The organism is Pseudomonas sp. S09G 359 (genome assembly GCF_002843605.1).
GTDB lineage: Bacteria > Pseudomonadota > Gammaproteobacteria > Pseudomonadales > Pseudomonadaceae > Aquipseudomonas.
In genome coordinates this window covers 1391057-1413519 of record NZ_CP025263.1, presented here as the reverse complement: position 1 = coordinate 1413519, position 22463 = coordinate 1391057, and the positions used below count along the sequence as shown (strand labels likewise).

Annotated in this window: 21 protein-coding genes and 1 pseudogene; 6 read left to right on the top strand and 16 right to left on the bottom strand. The window is 61.6% G+C overall.

All coding sequences use genetic code 11. The features are described 5' to 3' along the window. Positions 1–142: 142 nt before the first annotated feature. The 3 genes and pseudogenes from CXQ82_RS06385 to CXQ82_RS06375 all read left to right on the top strand — a co-directional run. Positions 143–241, top strand: a pseudogene (locus CXQ82_RS06385) (pilin assembly protein); the annotation flags it as partial. Between the two features lie 284 nt (positions 242–525). Next, positions 526–951 (top strand): DUF4398 domain-containing protein, encoded by a 426-nt coding sequence (locus tag CXQ82_RS06380; RefSeq protein ID WP_101267176.1) that lies wholly within the window; start codon positions 526–528, stop codon positions 949–951. 55 nt (positions 952–1006) lie between these two features. Next, a complete protein-coding gene (locus CXQ82_RS06375) occupies positions 1007–1792 on the top strand; it encodes an OmpA family protein (protein ID WP_101267174.1) in 786 nt (261 codons plus the stop codon). 47 nt (positions 1793–1839) lie between these two features. Here CXQ82_RS06375 and CXQ82_RS06370 read toward each other — a convergent pair whose 3' ends face one another. From CXQ82_RS06370 to CXQ82_RS06295, 16 genes are all read right to left on the bottom strand, one after another. Continuing rightward, positions 1840–2136, bottom strand: a complete 297-nt coding sequence (locus tag CXQ82_RS06370; RefSeq protein WP_101267172.1) for a hypothetical protein — start codon at positions 2134–2136, stop codon at positions 1840–1842. A 123-nt stretch (positions 2137–2259) separates the two neighbouring features. Continuing rightward, positions 2260–2586, bottom strand: coding sequence for a hypothetical protein (locus CXQ82_RS06365; protein ID WP_064054946.1), 327 nt, complete (start codon positions 2584–2586; stop codon positions 2260–2262). Beyond that, positions 2583–3485, bottom strand: coding sequence for an alpha/beta hydrolase (locus CXQ82_RS06360; protein ID WP_101267170.1), 903 nt, complete (start codon positions 3483–3485; stop codon positions 2583–2585). The genes CXQ82_RS06365 and CXQ82_RS06360 overlap by 4 nt, the downstream gene beginning before the upstream one ends. Positions 3486–3662: 177 nt before the next feature. Beyond that, positions 3663–4940, bottom strand: coding sequence for a flavohemoglobin expression-modulating QEGLA motif protein (locus CXQ82_RS06355; RefSeq protein WP_101267167.1), 1278 nt, complete (start codon positions 4938–4940; stop codon positions 3663–3665). 21 nt (positions 4941–4961) lie between these two features. Next, a complete protein-coding gene (locus tag CXQ82_RS06350; protein ID WP_101267165.1) occupies positions 4962–5510 on the bottom strand; it encodes a hypothetical protein in 549 nt (182 codons plus the stop codon). 16 nt (positions 5511–5526) lie between these two features. Beyond that, complete coding sequence (locus tag CXQ82_RS06345) at positions 5527–6243, bottom strand: TetR/AcrR family transcriptional regulator (protein WP_101267163.1); 717 nt, start codon at positions 6241–6243, stop codon at positions 5527–5529. A 106-nt stretch (positions 6244–6349) separates the two neighbouring features. Then, on the bottom strand, positions 6350–7849 hold the full coding sequence (gene lysS, locus CXQ82_RS06340; protein WP_101267161.1) for a lysine--tRNA ligase: 1500 nt from the start codon (positions 7847–7849) through the stop codon (positions 6350–6352). Between the two features lie 63 nt (positions 7850–7912). Beyond that, positions 7913–9008, bottom strand: a protein-coding gene (prfB, locus tag CXQ82_RS06335) for a peptide chain release factor 2 (RefSeq protein ID WP_101267159.1) whose coding sequence is annotated in 2 segments (ribosomal slippage) — positions 7913–8935 and positions 8937–9008 — 1095 coding nt in all. Because the reading frame shifts where the segments join, the coding sequence is not laid out codon by codon here. Positions 9009–9171: 163 nt separating this feature from the next. Continuing rightward, positions 9172–10173: a diguanylate cyclase gene (locus CXQ82_RS06330; RefSeq protein WP_101267157.1), complete on the bottom strand. Its 1002-nt coding sequence runs from the start codon at positions 10171–10173 to the stop codon at positions 9172–9174. Between the two features lie 51 nt (positions 10174–10224). Further along, positions 10225–11235 (bottom strand): chemotaxis response regulator protein-glutamate methylesterase, encoded by a 1011-nt coding sequence (locus tag CXQ82_RS06325; protein ID WP_101267155.1) that lies wholly within the window; start codon positions 11233–11235, stop codon positions 10225–10227. Next, entirely contained in the window at positions 11232–13508 is a 2277-nt protein-coding gene (locus tag CXQ82_RS06320) for a hybrid sensor histidine kinase/response regulator (RefSeq protein ID WP_101267153.1), read from the bottom strand. Before CXQ82_RS06320 ends, CXQ82_RS06325 begins: the two co-directional genes overlap by 4 nt. Further along, positions 13505–14206, bottom strand: coding sequence for a chemotaxis protein CheW (locus CXQ82_RS06315; RefSeq protein ID WP_101267151.1), 702 nt, complete (start codon positions 14204–14206; stop codon positions 13505–13507). Before CXQ82_RS06315 ends, CXQ82_RS06320 begins: the two co-directional genes overlap by 4 nt. Then, a complete protein-coding gene (locus CXQ82_RS06310; protein WP_101267149.1) occupies positions 14203–15459 on the bottom strand; it encodes a protein-glutamate O-methyltransferase CheR in 1257 nt (418 codons plus the stop codon). The genes CXQ82_RS06315 and CXQ82_RS06310 overlap by 4 nt, the downstream gene beginning before the upstream one ends. After that, positions 15456–15968, bottom strand: coding sequence for a chemotaxis protein CheW (locus CXQ82_RS06305; RefSeq protein WP_101267147.1), 513 nt, complete (start codon positions 15966–15968; stop codon positions 15456–15458). Before CXQ82_RS06305 ends, CXQ82_RS06310 begins: the two co-directional genes overlap by 4 nt. Continuing rightward, complete coding sequence (locus tag CXQ82_RS06300; RefSeq protein ID WP_101267144.1) at positions 15968–17590, bottom strand: methyl-accepting chemotaxis protein; 1623 nt, start codon at positions 17588–17590, stop codon at positions 15968–15970. The genes CXQ82_RS06305 and CXQ82_RS06300 overlap by 1 nt, the downstream gene beginning before the upstream one ends. A 218-nt stretch (positions 17591–17808) precedes the next feature. Continuing rightward, entirely contained in the window at positions 17809–18516 is a 708-nt protein-coding gene (locus CXQ82_RS06295) for a tellurite resistance TerB family protein (RefSeq protein WP_101267141.1), read from the bottom strand. A 167-nt stretch (positions 18517–18683) separates the two neighbouring features. Between CXQ82_RS06295 and CXQ82_RS06290 the strand changes: the two genes are divergently transcribed. From CXQ82_RS06290 to ydcS, 3 genes are all read left to right on the top strand, one after another. Then, positions 18684–19595 carry a LysR family transcriptional regulator gene (locus CXQ82_RS06290; RefSeq protein ID WP_101267138.1) on the top strand — a complete coding sequence of 304 codons (912 nt, stop codon included), beginning with the start codon at positions 18684–18686 and terminating at the stop codon, positions 19593–19595. Positions 19596–19727: 132 nt separating this feature from the next. Next, positions 19728–21185 carry a gamma-aminobutyraldehyde dehydrogenase gene (locus CXQ82_RS06285; RefSeq protein ID WP_177409886.1) on the top strand — a complete coding sequence of 486 codons (1458 nt, stop codon included), beginning with the start codon at positions 19728–19730 and terminating at the stop codon, positions 21183–21185. A 71-nt stretch (positions 21186–21256) separates the two neighbouring features. Next, the gene (gene ydcS / locus CXQ82_RS06280; RefSeq protein ID WP_101267133.1) at positions 21257–22408 is read left to right on the top strand and encodes a putative ABC transporter substrate-binding protein YdcS; all 1152 of its coding nucleotides are present in this window, start codon (positions 21257–21259) and stop codon (positions 22406–22408) included. Positions 22409–22463 lie beyond the last annotated feature (55 nt).

Sequence of the window (22463 nt, the reverse complement as noted above, 5' to 3'; positions counted from 1 at the left end):
CAGGCGTTTTAACATCGAACGCTTGGGCACACCAAGAAATGGTGCTGGGATCGACACCCGGAAACGACCACAACCCAAGACAGTATTGGGCTACGCTGAGCTGTGCTGGCTTACCTCGACCGCAAAATTTTCCTTCGTAGTCCCGCTTTCCGAAGACGTCGGCCCTACCCCGCGCTTCCTCACGCTGTCACGTCGTTATCTGCATGATTTGTCGGCGAGCGCCGACGAACCGAAGCATTGATAAACATTCAAAAACCCTAGCAATCCCTTTGTATTCCGGGCCTTTCAGGGGCCCGACGTACCGCTGTGCAACGCAAAAGTTCCAACCTTTAAACGCTGACCATTCAGTCAGATATTTTTTTAGGCAAATCGCCATCTTCTCTGAACTATTCAAAAAAGCCTCCGGTCACAGCCAGTAAGCCATCACTTGGAACGGTCGTTTGAACAGGTGCCACGCGCTGAACCGCCAGGCCCGACGCCGCTCACCCTGTGCGATGGATTTTGATGTTTTTCAGGAGTAATCCAATGGAGTTGAAGACGATGAAGACCAGCACTGCCAAATCCTCGTTTAACCACCTGCGCGGGCTTAAATTGGCCGCGCTGGCAATCGGCACCAGCTTCGTTTTGGCTGGCTGCGCCGGCAACCCTCCGACCGAGCAATATGCCGTGACCCAATCGGCAGTGAACAGCGCGGTCAGCGCCGGGGGCACCGAGTACGCCGCCGTGGAAATGAAGTCGGCCCAGGACAAGCTCAAGCAAGCCGAGATTGCCATGCACGACAAGAACTACGACGAAGCCCGTCGCCTGGCCGAACAAGCCGAGTGGGACGCTCGCGTCGCTGAGCGTAAATCCCAGGCTGCCAAGGCCGAACAGGCTGTGAAGGATTCCCAGAAGGCCGTTGACGAGCTGCGTCAGGAAGGCATGCGCCCGGCTGCTATCCAGCAGAAATAAGCCGCGCCCCTTGACTGAATCGCACTTGATATCGAATTGAAAGGACGACACGACTATGCGTAAACAATTGATGATCCCTGCCCTGCTGGCAATGAGCGTTGCGCTGGCAGCCTGCTCTACCCCGCCGAACGCGAACCTTGAAAATGCACGGACCAACTACTCGTCCCTGCAAACCAACCCGCAAGCCACCAAGCTGGCGGCGCTGGAAACCAAGGACGCCAGCGATTGGCTGGACAAGGCCGACAAAGCCTACCGTGACAAGGAAGACGAAAAGAAAGTCGATCAGTTGGCCTACCTGACCAACCAGCGCGTTGAAGTGGCCAAAGACACCATCGTGCTGCGCGAATCCGAAGCCAAGCTGAAAAACGCTGGCGACGAGCGCGCTCGTGCACTGCTGCAAGCGCGTGATGCGCAGATCAAGCAACTGCAAGACAGCCTGAATGCCAAGCAAACCGATCGCGGTACGCTGGTGACCTTCGGTGACGTGCTGTTCGCCACCAACAAGTCCGACCTGAAATCCAGCGGCCTGGTGAACATCACCAAGCTGGCGCAGTTCCTGCGTGACAACCCGGACCGTAAAGTGATCGTCGAAGGCTACACCGACAGCACCGGTTCCGACTCTTACAACCAGAGCCTGTCGGAGCGCCGTGCGGCTTCCGTACAGCGTGCACTGGCACAGCAAGGCGTGGATATCTCGCGCATCGTGACCCAGGGCTATGGCAAGGAATACCCGGTTGCCGATAACGGCAGCGTATCGGGCCGCGCCATGAACCGCCGCGTTGAAGTGACCATCTCCAACGACAACCAACCGGTCAAGCCGCGTTCTTCCGTTGCTAACTGATTGATTAAAGAATGAAAAAACCCACCTTACGGTGGGTTTTTTAATGATTAGACTTCAATCTTTCGCGTGTCCATTTTGGGCATCATGGCCTCCAGGCCCTCGCGGCCCGCTATTTTCTTTTCAAGCGTCTCTGCATCCATTTGGCCTTCGGAGCCGCCATCCGCCCCACCGTTACCCGCCGACAGCATGTCCATCAACAGTTTGAGTGGGTCGGCTTTCCCCTGCTTTCCTGCACCCTGTGCGCCTTCCTCACCTTGTGCCGCGCCTTGACCCAGCTTCGCAAAGCCTTGGGCCATCTCCATCATTTTCTCGAGCGCGCCTATTCCACCAGTTCCACCGATCATAATTACACTCCAGATTCGCACTACATAAGTTAGCTATCAGCAACGCTGACAACCCAGTCAGTGGCTTCTTACGGGATACGGTTCCAACTATTTCCTGAGTCCGACCGGTGGATGAGCGGGGAACTACTGCTGCAACTGCGGTGTTTCCTGGCCCAGGCAGCGCACCGCCTGCTTCTTGTTGTTCACCAATACACCGCTGAGGCCTTTCTGCTCGGTGTCGAACATCACCAGCACGCCATCCACGCATTGCGCGACTTGGGCGGCCGGAGTCAGGGAGATTTTGTAGTCCTCGCCGGGCACGGTCTTGAGCAGGGTGAAATCACTGAGCAGCAGCGCATCTTCGGGTTTGGCGAAGTGCAGGTAGCCGTAGTACCACAAGCAACCGACGGTACCGATGATGGTGCCGATCCCGGTGAGGATCAGCGGGATCATGTTGCGTTCTTCGCTCATTGCGGGCTCTCTGAATCAACTTTAGAAGTGGGGTAATTCGGGATTTCACCCAGGCGGCGCAGGCCGTTGAAGTGCTGGGGATCGTCCAGATAACGCAGCATCACGGTTTGCCAGGTCTTGTCGGCAAAGGTCTGCACATGCCCCCCGCGAGTCAACTGCAGCACCCGGGGCGGCGGCGCGGCCTGGTACAGGCGGATGCCGTTGGCCACGGGCACGATCGGGTCATCGAGGCTGTGGAACAGCAGCTTCGGCACACCGGTCAGCCGGGGCATGGCATTGATCGCACTGTCGGCATCCGGCACCAGCCAGGACAACGGCACCTGGAACGGCCATGTTAACCAAGAGGTGCTCAGCGCAAATTGTCCTACGTCACGGTAACTGGCGGGCACACCGTCCAATACCAGCGCCTTGAGCTGGGACTGCCGCTGCGGGTGGGCCGCCAGGTAATGCACCGCCAGCGCGCCGCCCAGGCTCTGGCCGAGCACGATCAACGGTTGGCCCTGGGTTTCGGCGGCCTTGTCGATCCAATTGAACGCCGCATCCACATCCTGATAGACCGCCGGTAACGACGGCTTGCCTTCAGACAGGCCATAACCGCGATAGTCCAGCAGCAGCACTTGATAACCTTGCTCCGGCAACCACCAACTGCCGCCCAGGTGCCACGCCAGGTTGCCGCCGTTACCGTGCAAGTGCAGCACAGTGCCTTTGAGCGGCACGCCTGCTTTTGCCGGCAGCCACCAGGCGTGAAGTTTTACCCCGTCGGCGGTGGTCAGGGTGACGTCGCGGTAGGCCAGGTGGGCTTTTTCAGGCGTGAACGGCAGGCCGGGTTCGGGGTAGAACAGCAAGGAGCTGCAGCCGTTCAACGTGAGTAGCAGGCAAAGAATGGCGAGGATTCTCATCCGTTGAAGCCTCATGAATGGTTTGGAAATCGATCTTACAGGCTAGTGGAGATCAAATGTGGGAGCGGGCTTGCTCGCGAATGCGGTGGGTCAGCGGACACATTGGTTACTGACACACCGCATTCGCGAGCAAGCCCGCTCCCACATTTTTGATCCGGTTCCGCCAGGACAATCCATTTAAAGGATATTCGAGTAATCCGCCTCGATCCGGTCCAGGCTCAGGTGGTTGAGGAAGTTGGAGAAACACATCCACGCCGCCAGTGCATTCATGTCGCGGAACTGCTCGGGCAGGTACTTGGGCGGTACCACCAGGCCTTCATCCACCAGTTGGCGCAAGGTGCGCATGTCTTCCAGGGTGGTCTTGCCGCAGAACAGCAGCGGCACCTGCTCCAGTTTGCCTTTGCGTACCGCCAGCTGGATGTAGTTGTAGACCATGATAAAGCCCTTGAGGTAGGACAGGTCCTTGGTGAAGGGCAGACCGTTCGGCACCGAGCCACGGAAAACGCGGCTGGCGTTGCCGTAGCTTTCGGCCACTTCAAAGCCTTGCTCACGGAAGAATTCGAACACCTGCAGGAAGTCGGCGCCCTCTTCCACCATATGGATGGCGCGGGTGCGATTGGTCAACTTGCGCAAGCGGCTCGGGTAGGAGGCGAAGGTGATGATCTCCATCAAGATCGCCAGGCCTTCCTGGGTCACGGTTGACGACGGTGGGCCCTTGGACAGGAAGGTGCAGATCGGCTGGTTCTGGCCATTGAGGGTGGTGCCGACGTGCACCAGGCCTTCATGCACTTCGAGGGCACGCACGTCGCGGTTGTTGAACATCGCATCGGCGCGGATCTTGATGTAGTCGGCGCCCGCCGCCGCGTCGGCGACAATGCCGTCGGACTCGAACACCCGGATGGTTTCTTCGGCCTCGCCAAACACTTTGTTCAGGCGGGTTTGCAGCAGGGCCACGGCGTCCTTGGCGGTGAGGGTCTTGGCTTCATCCTTGAGGTCGCCACGGCCGTCGATATTGTTCAGGTAGTCGGAGAGCATCAGGCCCAGGTCAGCCAGGGTCGGGTCGCCAGCGTGGAACGCATCCGAGGCGGCGCCGTACAGCTCCTGGGAGATCAGGCCGAAGTCCTCGGTGCCGCGCGCTTCAAGCATGCGCACCACCATGCGGTATTCCCGGCACATGCGGCGCATGATCTGCCCCACCGGGCTGAACTGGCCGAGGCGGCGAGTGATGTCGCGCTCGATGTTCTGGAATTCCAGCTTCACCGCGCTGGAGTCGAACGACAGCGGGCGGTTCAGGTAATAGTCGCGGTCCACCTTGGGCATTTCCTTGCCCTTGGCCTTGAGGAATCCCTGGCGAATGTTCTCGTCCCATTTCACGGCGTCGAGGACGCGAATCGGTGTTTGCGCCAGCACAATGCGATCAGACAAGGTGCGTATCGTCTGCTGGTAATCGTCCACCCGGTGCTTCCTCTTTAAACGTTATTTGCCCGCGCGCTGGTAGCGCACGGCTTCAACGAACACATCGGCATTGGCCGGGTCATCCAGGTAGGCAAACACCTGGCTCATGGGGCTGTCCACCAGTACGCCATCGCCCTCGACAGTGGCCACGGTATGGCCCTGCAATGCCTTCTGGCCAATGGCTTGATGGACCTGCTCCAGGTCGAGGTTGTAGACCACCAGTTCGTGCTTTTCATCAAACTCAAAACCGGCAAGGATGAAATGCCCGCCAAGCTTGGCCGGCAACGGTGCCGACAAATACCAGCGGCTGCCATGCCGCGACACCGTAAACAGGTACTCATCGCGCTGGCCCGGCTCTGCTGTAGGGTAGCTCACGGCTTTGTATTGGTGGGTGCCCGCCCGGGTAACCTGCAGGTTCAGCGGCTCGCCCCAGGCGTTCTTGCTGGCCCATTTGCCGAGCAATTCATCCGGCGCCACTTCGCGCGCCGGCAGCGGCTCCTTGAAAGTCACCAGGCAACCGCTCAGCAGCAGGAACGACAAGGCGATCAGCGCGACGCGCCAGGTTTTCATCGGACATCCCCCGGTGTCAGACCGAGGCCAACACCAAATGCATGTAACGCTTGAGGATTTCAAGCATTTCGTCAGCGGTCAGCGGCTCTGCGCCGCGCAACAGGCCCTGATATTCCATCCGACCGATTATCGCCGTCAACACTTTGGCATCCTGTTGTGGCTCGCGGGAGCCCAATACCTGGAAAAACTGCCCTGTGCCCTGCAACAGGATCTGCTGGTGGGAGCGCACCAGTTCGGCCAGGCGCGGGTTGAGCAAAGCCTCTTGGCGAAAGGCCTGTTCGGCCATCAGGTAGTCGCGACGGTTGGTCAGTTGGCGCTGCACGTAATCGGCGGTGAGGCGCGCAATATCATCCGCCAGTTGCGAGCGCGACGCCGCGCTGCCGTCGCCGTAGGCAACCATTTCGCGCAGCAGACCTTCGTTGCGTACCCACAGCTTGCCCATGAAGGCTGCGCTGCGCTCCACGTATTGGGCGAAGGTATCGGTGAGCAGGTCATCGATGTCCTTGAAATAGTAGGTGGTGGCCGACAACGGCACCCCTGCCTCCGCCGCCACCGCCCGATGCCGCACGGCACGCACGCCGTCACGCACCACAATGCGCATGGCGGCATCGAGAATGTCCTGCCTGCGTTGCTCGCTGCCCCGACGACTGGCCTTGCGGCCCTGGTACTGGACGCTTTCAGCCACGGCAGCAGCAATGCCGGCGGCGCCTTCTTGAGCCATTACGCGGTTCACCACACACATCCTTGAATAGATCAAAACCTGGCGCTATTTGCTTGACGCTTAAAAACGCCACATAAAAAAGCCGCCTTATAAAAGGCGGCTTCGGATTTCGCTACGCTTACGCTTGTGGCCGCATGTGCGGGAACAAGATCACATCGCGGATCGACGGCGAGTTAGTCAACAGCATCACCAGGCGGTCGATGCCGATACCTTCACCGGCAGTTGGCGGCATGCCGTATTCCAGGGCGCGTACGAAGTCGGCGTCGTAGTGCATGGCTTCGTCGTCGCCGGCGTCCTTGTCGGCCACCTGGGCCATGAAGCGCTCGGCCTGGTCTTCCGCGTCGTTAAGCTCGGAGTAGGCGTTGGCGATTTCGCGGCCACCGATGAACAGCTCGAAACGGTCGGTGACGTTCGGGTTGTCATCGTTGCGACGTGCCAGCGGCGACACTTCGAACGGGTACTGGGTAATGAAGTGCGGCTGCTCCAGCTTGTGCTCCACCAGCTCTTCGAAAATCATCACCTGCAGTTTGCCCAGGCCTTCGAAGCCCAGCACCTTGGCGCCGGCTTTCTTGGCGATCGCACGGGCCTTGTCGATGTCGTTGAGGTCGTCGGCGGTCAGCTCGGGGTTGTACTTGAGGATCGAGTCGAACACCGACAGGCGCACGAACGGCTCGCCGAAGTGGAACACTTTGTCGCCGTACGGCACGTCGGTGCTGCCCAGGACCAGCTGCGCCAATTCGCGGAACAGTTCTTCGGTGAGGTCCATGTTGTCTTCGTAGTCGGCGTAGGCCTGGTAGAACTCCAACATGGTGAATTCTGGGTTGTGACGGGTCGAGACGCCTTCGTTACGGAAGTTGCGGTTGATCTCGAACACCTTCTCAAAGCCACCCACTACCAGGCGCTTCAGATAAAGCTCTGGCGCGATACGCAGGAACATTTCCAGGTCCAGCGCGTTGTGGTGGGTTTCGAACGGCTTGGCTGCAGCACCACCGGGGATGGTTTGCAGCATCGGGGTTTCCACTTCGAGGAAATCACGCGCCATCAGGAAGCTACGGATGTGGGCGATAACCTGCGAACGCACGCGGAAGGTCTGGCGCACCTCTTCGTTGACGATCAGGTCAACGTAGCGCTGACGATAGCGCTGCTCGGTGTCGGTCAGGCCGTGGTGCTTGTCCGGCAGCGGGCGCAGCGACTTGGTCAGCAGGCGCACGTTTGTCATCTCGACGTACAGGTCGCCCTTGCCGGAACGGGCCAGGGTGCCTTCGGCGGCGATGATGTCGCCCATGTCCCAGGTTTTCACCGAGGCCAGGGTTTCTTCAGGCAGGGTTTTGCGGTTGACGTAGACCTGGATACGCCCGGTCATGTCCTGGATCACCATGAACGAGCCACGGTTGAGCATGATGCGACCTGCCACCTTGACCGGGATCGCAGCTTCTGCCAGCTCTTCCTTGGTCTTGTCCGCGTATTGCTTCTGCAGATCTTCGCAGTAGTTTTCGCGACGGAAGTCGTTGGGGAAGGCGTTGCCCTTGGCGCGCTCGGCAGCAAGCTTTTCCTTGCGCAGGGCGATCAGGGAGTTTTCTTCCTGTTGCAGGGCCTGGTCGAGTTGTTGGTCGCTCATGTCTTTAAATTTTCCATCAGGTTCGTTGTCCCCGGCTTAGGCCGGGGATCGCCTATCGTCTTTTTACAGGCCGGATTTCAGGCTGGCTTCCAGGTATTCGTCGATATCACCGTCGAGCACCTTGTCGCAGTCGCTGCGTTCGATGTTAGTGCGCAGATCCTTGATCCGCGAGGCATCGAGCACGTACGAGCGGATCTGGTGACCCCAGCCGATATCCGACTTGGTGTCTTCCAGCGCCTGGGACGCGGCGTTGCGTTTCTGCATTTCCTGCTCGTACAACTTGGCCCGCAGCATTTTCATGGCGGTGTCCTTGTTGGCGTGCTGGGAACGTTCGTTCTGGCAGCTGACCACGGTGTTGGTCGGTACGTGGGTGATACGTACGGCCGAGTCGGTGGTGTTTACGTGCTGACCACCGGCACCGGAAGAACGGTACGTGTCGATGCGCAGGTCAGCCGGGTTGATCTCGATTTCCACCTTGTCGTCGATCTCTGGCGAGACGAACACCGCCGAAAACGAGGTGTGGCGACGGTTGCCGGAGTCGAACGGGCTCTTGCGCACCAGGCGGTGTACGCCGATTTCGGTACGCAGCCAGCCAAAGGCGTATTCACCCTTGATGTGCACGGTCGCGCCTTTGATACCGGCGACTTCACCGGCCGACAGCTCCATGATGGTCGCGTCGAAACCGCGTTTGTCGGCCCAGCGCAGGTACATGCGCAGCAGGATGTTGGCCCAGTCCTGGGCTTCGGTACCGCCGGAGCCGGCCTGGATGTCCAGGTAGGCGTTGTTCGGGTCCATTTCGTGGCTGAACATGCGACGGAATTCGAGTTTGGCGAGGTTTTCCTCGAGACGGGCCAGCTCGGCGACGACATCGCCCACTGCGCCTTCGTCGTTTTCTTCGACGGCCATGTCCAGCAGGTCACGGCAATCGGCCAGACCGGTGTTCAATTCATCGAGGGTATCGACGATTTGTGCCAGCGCAGAGCGCTCGCGGCCCAACTCTTGGGCGTATTCAGGTTTGTTCCAGACAGCCGGATCTTCAAGCTCGCGATTGACTTCGGTCAGACGCTCATGCTTTTGATCGTAGTCAAAGATACCCCCGAATAGTTTCGGAGCGCTCGGACAGGTCCTTGATGGTGTTAAGGATCGGGTTGATTTCCATGGCGGGCAGCACTCGTTGGCGAACTTTTGAAAGCCGACGAGTATAACGGCAAATGGGGGGGAGCGGCAGCCCGCTTGGCGAAAAGCAGGGTGATACCTATCTGATATATGGAGATCAAATGTGGGAGGGCCCCTCCCACATTTGGACCTGCAGCGGCCTCAGGCTATTCGATACCGACCTGATTACGCCCATTATGCTTGGCCGTATACAAGCCCTTATCCGCCGCCAAAATCAACTGCCGACAATCCGTCCCCTGCTGCGGCGTCATGGTCGACAAGCCGATACTGATGGTCAGGCTGGCACCCTCAGCCGGCGCAATATGCGGGATTTTCAACGCGGCAACAGCCATGCGCAGCTTCTCGGCCACCAGCCGTGCACCGCCGGGCGACGTGTTGGGCAGCACCAAGGCAAATTCCTCTCCCCCATAGCGCGCCGGCAAATCCGAAGGCCGGCTGCTGGCATCGCGAATAGTGGCCGCCACCTTGCGCAACGCCTCATCCCCTTCAACATGCCCAAAGCTATCGTTGTAGGTCTTGAAAAAATCCACATCGATCATCAACAACGACAACTGCGTCTGGTCCCGCATGGCGCGACGCCATTCCAGCTCGAGGTACTCATCAAAGTGCCGGCGATTGGACAGCCCCGTCAAACCGTCGGAGTTCATCAAGCGCTGCAGCACCAGATTAGTGTCGAGCAATTGCTGCTGGCTGACCCGCAACGCACGATACGCCGCATCCCGCTGTAACAAGGTCATATACGAGCGCGAGTGGTAGCGAATACGTGCCACCAACTCGATATTGTCCGGCAGCTTGACCAGGTAATCGTTGGCCCCAGCCGAAAACGCCGCGCTCTTGATCAGCGGGTCTTCCTTGGTCGACAGCACAATGATCGGAATATTCGCCGTGGCCGGATGGTTGCGGTATTCACGCACCAACGTAAGCCCGTCGAGGCCGGGCATCACCAGATCCTGCAGGATCACCGTAGGCTTGATACGGATAGCCTGGGCAATGGCCTGGTGCGGGTCGGCGCAGAAATGGAAGTCGATGTTTTCTTCATGGGCCAGGCCGCGCCGCACGGCTTCGCCGATCATGGCCTGGTCGTCGACCAGCAACACCATGGCGGCATTTTCGTCGGTCTTGATGTCGTCGATCTGTAAATCATTCATCTGCAGTCACCTGAATTACTACCTGCAAGCCAGCACTGCCGAGGGCATCGATCATTTCGAGAATACCTCCAGCAACCGGGGCGCAATTCTATCCAGTGGGCGAATTTCAACAGCAGCATCAATCGCCGCCGCCGCTTTGGGCATGCCATACACCGCCGAGCTTTGCTGATCCTGGGCGATGGTCAAATAACCTTGTTCACGCAGCAACTTGAGGCCCTGGGCCCCGTCGCGCCCCATGCCGGTCAGCAATACGCCGACGGCATCGCCATTCCAGTGGCTGGCCACGCTTTCAAAAAACACGTCGATCGAAGGCCGGTAAATCTCGTTCACCGGCTCTGCGGTATAGGCTAGCGTGCCATCCTTCAATAGACGAATGTGGTGGTTGGTGCCGGCCAGCAGCACCACACCGCTTTGCGGCGGCTCGCCCTCGCGAGCCAGGCGCACCGGCAGGCCGGAGGCGCTGCTCAGCCATTCGGCCATGCCGGCGGCGAATACCTGGTCCACATGCTGCACCAGCACAATGGCGGCGGAAAAGTCCCGGGGCAAGCCCTTGAGCAGGATTTCCAGGGCAGCCGGGCCGCCCGCCGAGGAGCCGATAGCCACCAGGCTCTGGCGTTTGCCGGTGTTGCGCCCAGGCGCGGTTTCGGCGCGCACGCGGCTGCCGCGCTGACCGATCAGCCAGCCGATATTGAGGATCTTACGCAACAGCGGCGCCGCCGCGTCCTTGGGGTTGCCCACGCCCAGTGCCGGGGTGTCCACCACATCCAGCGCGCCATGGCCCATGGCTTCGAACACCCGGCTCATATTGGCCTGACGGTCGACGGTCACCAGCAGGATCGCGCACGGGGTCTCGGCCATGATCTGGCGAGTGGCCTCCACGCCGTCCATCACCGGCATGATCAGGTCCATCAGGATCAGGTCCGGGGTCAGTTCGGCGCAGCGCTGCACCGCTTCCAGGCCATTGCCGGCCACCCATACCACCTGGTGCGCGGGCTCCAGGCTCAAGGCGCGGCGCAAGGCCTCCACCGCCAGGGGCATGTCATTGACGATCGCAATCCTCATGCCCGTGCGCCTCCGATCAGCTCCATCACGGCGTCCAGCAGGGCGTCGTCATGGAAACTGGCTTTGGCTAAATAATAGTCGGCGCCGGCGTCCAGTCCACGACGTCGGTCTTCTTCGCGATCCTTGTAGGACACCACCATCACCGGCAACGATTGCAGGCGAGTATCACGGCGCAAGAGTGTGACCAATTCAATACCGTCCATGCGGGGCATATCAATATCTGTGATCAACAGGTCAAAGTCTTCGGAGCGCAAAGCGTTCCAACCGTCCATGCCATCGACCGCCACAGCCACTTCATAACCACGATTAAGTAACAATTTGCGCTGCAGCTCCCGCACGGTAAGCGAGTCGTCCACCACCAGCACCCGCTTGCGCGGCGCCTCGGTGGCTTGCTGGCTGCGCCGGGCGATGCGTTCCAGGCGGCCGGTGTTGAGCAGCTTGTCCACCGAACGCAGCATGTCTTCCACATCAACGATCAATACCACCGAGCCATCGTCGAGCAAGGCGCCGGCGGAAATATCCTGGACCTTGCCGAGGCGATCATCCAGCGGCAACACCACCAGCGTGCGTTCGCCGATAAAGCGCTCCACGGCGATCCCGTACACAGCATCGCGCTCGCGGATCACCACGACTTTCAAGGTTTCCTGGCTGCTCTGCCCCGCCGGGCGCTGCAACAGCTGGCTGGCGGCGACCAGGCCGACATGCCGGCCCTCGTGCCAGAAATGCTGGCGACCTTCCAGTTGCACGATGTCGTCGGGCGCCAGGTCGCACATGCGTTCGATATGCGCCAGCGGGAACGCATAGGCTTCCTCGCCGACTTCCACCACCAGGCTGCGTACCACCGACAGGGTGAGCGGCACTTCCAGGTGAAACCGGCTGCCCTGCCCCGCCGTCTGTTCCAGCACCACCGCGCCACGCAGTTGGCGGACCATATGCTGCACCGCATCCAGGCCGACGCCGCGCCCGGACACTTCGGTGACCTTGTCGCGCAGGCTGAAACCCGGCAGGAACAGGAACGTCAGCAGCTCTTCTTCGCTCAGGCGCAGGGCGGTGTCCAGCGGCGACAGGTGCCGGTCGACGATGGTGCCGCGCAGGCGCTCCAGGTCGACACCATTGCCGTCATCGCTCAATTCCAGTACCAGCAACCCGGCCTGGTGGGACGCGCGCAGGCGGATCAGGCCTTCTGCGGGTTTGCCCGCCAGCACGCGTTGCTCGGGCATTTCTATGCCGTGGTCGACGGCATTGCGGAGTAAATGGGTCAGCGGCGCTTCGAGTTTTTCCAGCACGTCGCGGTCGACCTGGGTCTTTTCGCCCTCGATCTCCAGGCGCACCTGCTTGCCGAGGCTGCGGCCGAGGTCGCGCACCATGCGCACCTGCCCGGCCAGCACGTCGGCAAACGGGCGCATGCGGCAGGCCAGCGCGGTGTCATAAAGCACCTGGGCCCGCTGCCCGGCCTGCCAGCCGAACTCATCCAGCTCGGCGTGTTTTTCCGCCAGCAGGGCCTGGGCTTCGGCCAGCAGGCGGCGCGTATCGGCCAGGGCTTCCTGGGCCTCGAGGTTCAGGTCCAGGGTCTTGAGTTGGCCGTCCAATGTGTCCAGGGCCCGCACGCTCTGGCTTTGAATGCGCTTGAGGCGTTGCAGGCTGGCCAGGTACGGCTTGAGCCGCTGGGTTTCCACCAGGGATTTGCTCGACAGGTCGAGCAGGCTGTTCAAGCGCTCGGCGGTCACCCGCAACACGCGTTCGCCGCCTTCGGTCATACGTTTGTTCTGGCGCGGTGGGTCGCTGGCCACCGGCGGCGCGGGCTCGGGTTCCGGCGGCAGTTCTTCGACGACCGGCGCCGGGGACGCTGCGGGCGGCGGCGGCGCGACTTTGGCGGTGAGCTGCGACGGGTCGAGCAGGCGCTCCATCAACGCCACATAGGCCTCGATATCCGCCGGCCCCACGTCATTGCCCGGCGTGGCGATGCGCATCAGCAGGTCGGTACCTTGCAGCAGCGCGTCGATATGCTCGGGTTGCAGGTACAGGCGGCCCTCCTGGGCGCTGACCAGGCAATCCTCCATCACATGGGACACGCTGACCCCGGCGTCCACGCCGACAATGCGCGCCGCGCCCTTGAGCGAGTGGGCCGCGCGCATGCAGGCCTCCAACTGGTCGGCCTGGGTCGGGTTGCGTTCCAGGGCCAGCAGGCCCGCGCTCAGCACCTGGGTCTGCGCATCGGCTTCCAGGCTGAACAGCTCCAGCAGCGAGGCATCGCGCATCTGGTCGGGGGTCATGTGAGGCTCCGGGTCACGGCGGACAACAATTGCGCCTCGTCCAGCCAACGCAGGCTGCGGCCTTTCCACTGCAATACGCCCTGGGTGTAGCGCGCGCTGGCCTGGGTGCCGGAGGCCGACGCGGCCTTGAGGGTGCGCTCATCGATGGCGTGGATGCCGTCCACTTCGTCCACCGGCACCACCACCGGGCCATCCTGCGCGGCGATAATCAGCATGCGCGGCATGATCCGCCCGCCCGTCGCGCCATTGTTGCTGGCGTCCAGGCCCAGCAGCTCCACCAGCGACAGGCACGCCACCAGTGCGCCGCGGACATTGGCCACGCCGAGCAAGGCCCGCGAGCGTTGGTGCGGCAGCGAGTGAATCGGCTGCAACGGCGCCACTTCCACCAGGCAACGGGTGGCGATGCCGAGCCATTCTTCGCCGAGGCGAAACATCAGCAAGGAGCGCGTGACCACGTCTTCGCTGATTTCGGCGGCGGCCTGCGGGCGACGCTCGTCCTGCTGCAGGGCGTAACGGTCCAGCAGGCGCGTGGCGGCGGCGGAATATACCGAGCAGTTGCGGCAGTGGATATGGTCTGCCAGCAGCGGGCAGGACTTGTCACCATGGATGCCGATGCGGTTCCAGCAATCGTCGATGGCTTGGGTGTCGGCCAGGGTCAGGTCCAGGCCGGTGGTGTCGAGCGCGTCGGGGCTACTCATCGTTTGTGCTCACTGTCAGCTCGCTCGCTACGCGCGGCCCGCGCCTGCAAGCGGCGCGCCCCCGCGCTGTCGCCCTGGGCCTCAAGCAATGCGGCCAGGTGCATCAAGGCCTGCGCATGCTGGGGTTCCAGGTACAAGGCTTTGCGGTAATAGCCCTGGGCTTCCAGGGCGCTGCCGGCCACATCGCTGAGCAGCCCCAGCCAGTAAAACACCTGGGCGGCCGGCGGGTGGTTGTTCAGATACTGCTCGCACGCGGCCCGGGCCTCGGCGCTCTTGCCTTCATTGGCCAGTGTCGCGATGCGGCTGAGCAAAGTCTCGGCATCGGACGCTGGCGCCTTGATCGGCACCACTTGCGCGCTGGCCGTGCTGAACGGCCGCGGCTTGAGCGCAATCGGCGCGGCGCTGCGCTGGGGCACCACCGGCATCGGCACGAACACCGGCTCCGGCGGCAGCGGCTCCGCATGCCGACTGAAGGCAAACGACTGCGGCACGCCAATCGAACGCATGCCATGACGCCCCAGCAGGCTGCCCTCGGCGGGGCCGATAAACAGCACGCCGTCCACGTGGGTCAGGCCCTTGAGTACGTCGAACACCTGCTTCTGGGTCGGCTGGTCGAAGTAGATCAGCAGGTTGCGGCAGAACACGAAATCGTAGGCCGCCTCATTGGCCAACAGGCGCGGATCGAGCAGGTTGCCGACTTGCAGGCGAACCTGCTCACGCACGCGTTCGGCGATGTGGAACCCGTCGCCGTACTCGACAAAGTGGCGATCACGAAAGGCCAGATCGCCGCCGCGAAACGAGTTTTTGCCATACACCCCGCGCCGCGCGCGCTCCACCGACAGCGGGCTGACGTCCATGCCCTGCACCTTGAACTGGTGCGGCGCGAGGCCAGCATCCAACAGTGCCATGGCAATCGAATACGGTTCTTCACCGGTAGAACACGGCAGGCTGAGGATGCGCAGCGCACGCATCTGTTTGATCTCGGCCAGGCGCGCAATGGCCAGGCGGGCCAGGGTCGCGAAGGATTCGGGGTAACGGAAAAACCAGGTTTCAGGCACGATCACCGCTTCGATCAGCGCCTGCTGCTCATCCTGGGAGCTTTGCAGGTGCTGCCAGTAAGCATCCGCCGTCGGCGCCTGGATGGCCTGGCTGCGCTGGCGCAATGCGCGCTCGATGATCGCTTCGCCGACCGAGGCAACGTCCAGGCCGATGCGTTCTTTTAAGAAAGCAAAAAAGCGCGGGTCGTTGCTCATAGGCTCAGCTCGGCAGAAAACAACAAGGCGCGCACGTCATCGGTGAGCAAGTCATTCACGCCGATCCACTGCATCAGGCCCAGGGCATCCTCACGCACCAGCCCCAGGTAGGGCGCCGCGCGGTTGTCGAGGCCATAGGGTTTGAACTCGCCCAGCTCACAGCGCAGGGTGTCGGTGGCCTGTTCCAGGATCAGCCCCAGCCAGCGCGCTTCGAGCCACGCCTGCGGTTGGTAATTGACCAGTACCAACCGCGTGCTGGTGCGGGCCTGGGCCGGTGTGCCGAAAGTCAGCGCACTCAAGTCGATGACCGGCACCAGCGCGCCGCGATGGGCGAAGATCCCCGCCACCCACAACGGCGCCTGGGCGATCGGTTTGAGCGGCAGGCGCGGCAGCACCTCGGCCACTTCCGTGGCCTTGAGGGCAAAGCGTTCCTGGCCAATATGAAACACCAGGAACAACGCCTTTTTCGCTGCCGGGACGGCGCCGCGTTTAGCCGCGAGGTCGCTCATCAGACTTTGAAACGCGACACGCCGCTGCGCAGACCGACCGCAACCTGGCTCAGTTCATCAATGGCAAAGCTGGCCTGGCGCAGGGACTCCACGGTCTGGCTGCTGGCGTCGCCCAGTTGCACCAACGCGTGGTTGATCTGCTCGGCCCCGGTGGCCTGGGCCTGCATGCCTTCGTTGACCATCAACACCCGTGGCGCCAGCGCCTGCACCTGATGGATGATCTGCGACAGTTGCTCGCCCACTTGCTGCACTTCGAACATGCCCCGGCGGACTTCCTCGGAGAACTTGTCCATGCCCATCACACCGGCTGACACCGCCGACTGGATCTCGCGCACCATCTGCTCGATGTCGTAGGTGGCCACGGCGGTCTGGTCGGCCAGGCGCCGCACTTCGGTGGCGACCACGGCAAAGCCGCGCCCGTATTCACCGGCCTTCTCAGCCTCGATGGCGGCGTTAAGGGACAGCAGGTTGGTCTGGTCGGCGACCTTGACGATGGTCACCACCACCTGGTTGATGTTGCCGGCCTTCTCATTAAGGATCGCCAACTTGGCGTTGACCAGATCGGCGGCGCCCATCACCGAATGCATGGTTTCTTCCATGCGCGCCAGGCCTTGCTGGCCGGAACCGGCGGCCACCGACGCCTGGTCGGCGGCGGTGGACACCTCGGTCATGGTGCGCACCAGGTCTTTGGAGGTGGCGGCGATTTCCCGCGAGGTGGCGCCGATCTCGGTGGTCGTCGCGGCGGTTTCAGTGGCGGTGGCCTGTTGTTGCTTGGAGGTGGCGGCAATCTCGGTGACCGACGTGGTCACCTGCACCGACGAACGCTGGGCCTGGGATACCAGGGCGGTGAGTTCGGTCATCATGTCGTTGAAGCCGGTTTCCACCGCGTTGAATTCGTCCTTGCGCTCCAGGTTCAGGCGCTTGCTGAGGTCGCCGGTGCGCATGGTTTCGAGGATCTCAACGATGCGCTGCATCGGCGCCATGATTGCGCGCATCAGCAGCAAGCCGCACAGGCCGGCCGCGAAGATGGCAACCGCCAGCGACACGAACATGCTGATTTTGGCGGCAGACACCGCGTCATCGATGGCGTTGGTTGCACGATCGGCGACGTTCTTGTTTTCGGTAATGATGTCGTTGAGTTTCATGCGGCCTGCGGTCCAGGACGGCGTCAACTGCGAGTCGAATTCTTTGCGCGCCCCTGCCAGGTCGCCGCGTTGCAGGCTATCCAGTACAGTCGTCAAACTCTTGTTGTAGGCCTGGTGCAGGGCTTCGAATTTGTCGAACTCGGCGCGATCATTACTGCCGGCGATGGTGGTTTCGTAGTTGGCCATCTGCTGCAGGATGCGCGCTTCGAAGGATTTGAACTCGGCCCGGTCGGCATCGCTGAGCTTCTTGTCTTCACGCAGGCCAAGCAATTCGAGGGTTTGCAGGTAACTGTCGACCCACGCGCTGCGGATCATCGAGCTGAGATATACCCCCGGCACCGCGTCATCACGTACGGCGACCTCGCTGGTTTCGATCTTCAGCAACCGTGAATAAGAGACCACAACCATTAACAGCATGATGGCGATAATGACCGCAAAGCTTGCCAAGATCCGTTGGCGCAAGGTCCAGTTCTTCACAGTAATTCCTCGAAGGGCCATTCAAATGGGGGGAGTATAGCTGAGCAGAAGCCCTCATTAATCAACGGGTTTTGATGTAGCGCTCACAGAATGCAAAATGTTCAATGTGGGAGGGGGCTTGCCCCCGATGGCGGTGTGTCAGCTTGAGGTAGGCTGACTGACACACCCTCATCGGGGGCAAACCCCCTCCCACATTTGGATTTGCATAAACCCCGTGATTACTGGTTCAGGCGCACTTGCTTTTCCAGCTCGGCTTTCAGGCCAGGCTCCAGCTTGAGCTGGCGCGCCAACTCGTCCAGATAGGCCTTCTCCATAAAATTCTCCTCATCCACCAGCATCACGCTGGCGATGTACATTTCGGCAGCCATTTCCGGCGTGGCCGCCGCGCGTGCCACGTCGGCCGGGTCCAGGGGTTTGTTGAGTTCGGCGTGCAGCCAGGTTTGCAACTCCCGGTCGTTATCCAGCTTGGTGAACTCACCCTCGATCAACGCGCGCTCGCGCTCATCCACATGCCCGTCAGCTTTGGCGGCGGCCACCAGAGCCTTGAGGATGCCTTGGCTATGCTGTTCGACCTGGGCCGGCGGCAGGCGGTCGATGGTCTGCGGCTCGCCTTGTGGCGCACCGGCCTGGTTGGCCTGCCAGTTGCCGTAGGCCTTGTAGGCGATGACGCCCAGGGCGGCCAGCCCGCCGTAGGTCAGGGCCTTGCCGCCGAATTTGCGCGCCTTTTTGTTACCCAGCAGCAAGCCCATGGCGCCGGCCGCCAGGGCGCCACCGCCCGCACCGCCGAGCAGGCTGCCCAGGCCGCCGCCGCCGAGCAGGCCGCCAAGGGCGCCCTTTTCCTCCGGTTTACGCTGGCCGCCAGCTTTGTTTTGCAGCATGTCCTGGCCAGATTTGAGCAATTGATCAAGCAATCCACGGGTATTCATTCGTAGCCTCCAGACCCTGGGTTCATAGGACCAATAGGCCCCCAGCGTAAAACTAAGTGCCAAAAAGCCCCGATCTAGAGTGCTTCCAGATGTAACTCCGCTGCCCTTCGCTTAAATCGATATACACTCGAACAAATCTATAAAAACACCCCACTGGTAATTCCAGAATGATGACCTTGCGTCAAATCCGGCATTTCATCGCCGTGGCCGAGACCGGCTCGATCTCCGCCGCCGCGCAGACCGCGTTCATTTCCCAGTCCACCCTGACCCTGGCGATCCAGCAACTGGAGCAGGAAATCGGCGTCAACCTGTTCAATCGCCACGCCAAGGGCATGACCCTGACCCACCAGGGCCACCAGTTCCTGCGCCAGGCGCACCTGATCCTCGCCACCGTCGACAACGCCAAGCGCAGCTTGCAACAGAGCACCGACCAGGTGGCCGGGCAGTTGATCATCGGCGTGACCAGCCTGGTGGCCGGCTATTACCTGGCGGATCTGCTCACCCGCTTCCAGCGCGCCTACCCCAATGTGGAAATCCGCGTAATGGAGGATGAGCGCCCGTATATCGAACACTTGCTGGTCAGCGGCGAGATCGATGTGGGCGTGCTGATCCTGTCCAACCTCGAAGACCGCCACGCCCTGCAAACCGAAGTGCTCACCCACTCGCCTCACCGCCTGTGGCTGCCGGCACAACACCCGCTGCTGGAGCACGACAGCATCAACCTGGCCGACGTGGCGCGCGAGCCGTTGATCCAGCTGAACGTCGACGAAATGGGCCACAACGCCCAGCGCATGTGGGCCGGCGCCGGGCTACAACCGCGCGTCACGTTACGTACAGCGTCGACGGAAGCCGTGCGTAGCCTGGTGGCGGCGGGCCTCGGCGTGTCGATCCAGCCGGACATGACCTACCGCCCCTGGTCCCTGGAGGGCGACATTATTGAAGCGCGGCCGATTGCCGACCTCAGCCAGACCCTCGACGTGGGCCTGGCCTGGCGCCGTGGCACCGCGCGCCCGGCGCTGGTCGACCCGTTCCTGACGGTGGCGCGGGAACAGCCGCATCCGCGCAAGCCATCTATTTAATCGAATGCTGCATTCAGTATTTAGTATTTGTTGACCTCGCGCCTGACCTCTAGTCTCTGTCTATCCATAAGAGAAGGTCGGGCGCCTTGTAAGAGAACGCCCATGGCCACACAAGAAAAGAGATCGCGAAAAATGTCCGGCGCGCCCACCCCGCTGCTCACTGCGTTGCTGATCGACGGCGAACTGGTCCAGGGCCAGGGGTTTGCCGAGCCGATCCTCAACCCAGCCACCGGTGAAGTGCTCACCCAGATCGCCGAAGCCAGCACCGAACAGGTCGAAAGCGCCATCCTCGCCGCCCACCGCGCGTTTGCCGGCTGGTCGCGCACCACCCCACAGCAACGCTCGAACATTCTGCTGGGCATCGCCGATGCCATCGAAAAGCAAGCCGACTACCTGGCCCGCCTGGAATCGCTGAACTGCGGCAAGCCGCTGCACCTGGCGCGCCAGGATGACTTGAGCGCCACCGTCGATGTGTTCCGCTTCTTCGCCGGGGCCGTGCGCTGCCAGACCGGGCAGCTCAGCGGTGAATACCTGCCGGGCTACACCAGCATGGTGCGCCGCGACCCAATAGGTGTGGTGGCCTCGATCGCACCCTGGAATTACCCGTTGATGATGGCCGCATGGAAGATCGCCCCCGCCCTGGCCGCCGGTAATACCCTGGTGTTCAAGCCGTCGGAACATACGCCGCTGTCGATCCTGGCCTTGGCCCCAGCGCTGAAAGACTTGTTACCGCGCGGGGTAATCAACATCCTGTGTGGCGGCGGCGAAGGCGTCGGTAGCCACTTGGTCAGCCATGCCAAGGTGCGCATGGTGTCGCTGACGGGCGATATCGTCACCGGGCAGAAAATCCTCCAGGCCGCCGCCAAAACCTTGAAACGCACGCACCTGGAACTGGGCGGCAAGGCGCCGGTGATCGTCTGCAACGACGCCGACCTGCAAGCCGTGGTCGACGGCGTGCGCGCCTATGGCTACTACAACGCTGGCCAGGATTGCACCGCCGCCTGCCGCATTTATGCCCAGGCCGGCATCCACGATAAATTGGTCGCCGAGCTGGGCGCGGCAGTCAGCAGCCTGCGCTTTGCCGGCAAGCGCGATGCCGATAACGAACTCGGCCCGCTCATCAGCACACGTCAGCGCGACCGTGTGGCCAGTTTTGTCGAACGCGCCCTCGGCCAGCCGCATATCGAAAGGGTCACCGGCGCCGCCGTGCATTCCGGTGCGGGCTTCTATTACCAGCCGACCCTGCTGGCCGGCTGTAAACAGAACGATGAAATCGTGCAGCGCGAGGTGTTTGGCCCGGTCGTCACGGTGACCCGCTTCGATGAGCTGGAACAGGCGGTGGACTGGGCCAACGACTCCGAATACGGCCTGGCCTCCTCCGTGTGGACGCAAAACCTGGACAAGGCCATGCAAGTGGCGGCGCGCCTGCAATACGGCTGCACCTGGATCAATAGCCATTTCATGCTGGTCAGCGAAATGCCCCACGGCGGCTTGAAACGCTCGGGGTATGGGAAAGATCTGTCCAGCGATTCACTACAAGACTACAGCGTGGTGCGACACATCATGGCGCGCCACGGCCAGCATCTTTAAAACAACAACTAAGCTCATGCGTCACGGCTTCACACACTGCCCCGACCATAATTAAAGAAGAGGGAACCCCCATGTCTGCGCACAAGACCGCATTGCTCAGTGCATTGACCACCGCGCTGCTGGCCAGCGTCAGTATCCAGGCCGCCGAACCGCTCAAGGCGGTGGGCGCTGGTGAAGGCCAGCTGGATATCGTCGCCTGGCCCGGTTATATCGAACGTGGCGAAAGCGATAAGGCCTACGACTGGGTCAGCGGTTTCGAGAAGGAAACCGGCTGCAAGGTCAATGTGAAAACCGCCGCCACTTCTGACGAAATGGTCAGCCTGATGGCCAAGGGCGGCTATGACCTGGTGACCGCCTCCGGCGATGCGTCGCTGCGGTTGATCGTCGGCAAGCGTGTGCAGCCGATCAACACGTCGTTGATCCCCAACTGGAAAAACATCGACCCGCGCCTGAAAGACGCGCCGTGGTATGTGGTCGGCCAGCAAACCTACGGCACCCCGTACCAATGGGGCCCGAACGTATTGATGTACAACACCAATGTGTTCAAGACCGCGCCCACCAGCTGGAACGTGCTGTTCGACGCGCAGAACCTGCCCGACGGCAAGCCGAACAAAGGCCGCGTGCAAGCCTATGACGGCCCGATCTACATCGCCGATGCGGCGCTGTACCTCAAGAGCACCAAGCCGGAACTGGGCATCCAGAGCCCGTACGAGCTGACCGAAACCCAATACAAGGCGGTGCTTGAACTGTTGCGCGCCCAGCAACCGTTGATCCACCGCTACTGGCACGACACCACCGTGCAAATGAGTGACTTCAAGAACGAAGGCGTGGTGGCGTCCAGCGCGTGGCCGTATCAGGTCAACGGCCTGGTCAACGAGAAGCAGCCGATTGCGTCGACAATCCCGAAAGAAGGTGCCACCGGCTGGGCCGACACCACCATGTTGCACAGCGAGGCCAAGCACCCCAACTGCGCCTACAAGTGGATGGACTGGTCGCTGCAGCCGAAAGTCCAGGGCGATGTCGCCGCCTGGTTCGGCTCGCTGCCGGCGGTGCCTGCGGCCTGTAAGGAAAGCGAACTGCTCGGCGCCGAAGGCTGCAAGACCAACGGGTTCGACCAGTTCGAGAAGATCGCCTTCTGGAAAACCCCGCAGGCTGAAGGCGGCAAGTTCGTGCCTTACAGCCGCTGGACCCAGGATTACATCGCGATCATGGGTGGCAGGTAAGTCTCTCAGACTATGTAGAACCCTGTGGGAGGGGGCTTGCCCCCGATAGCGGTAC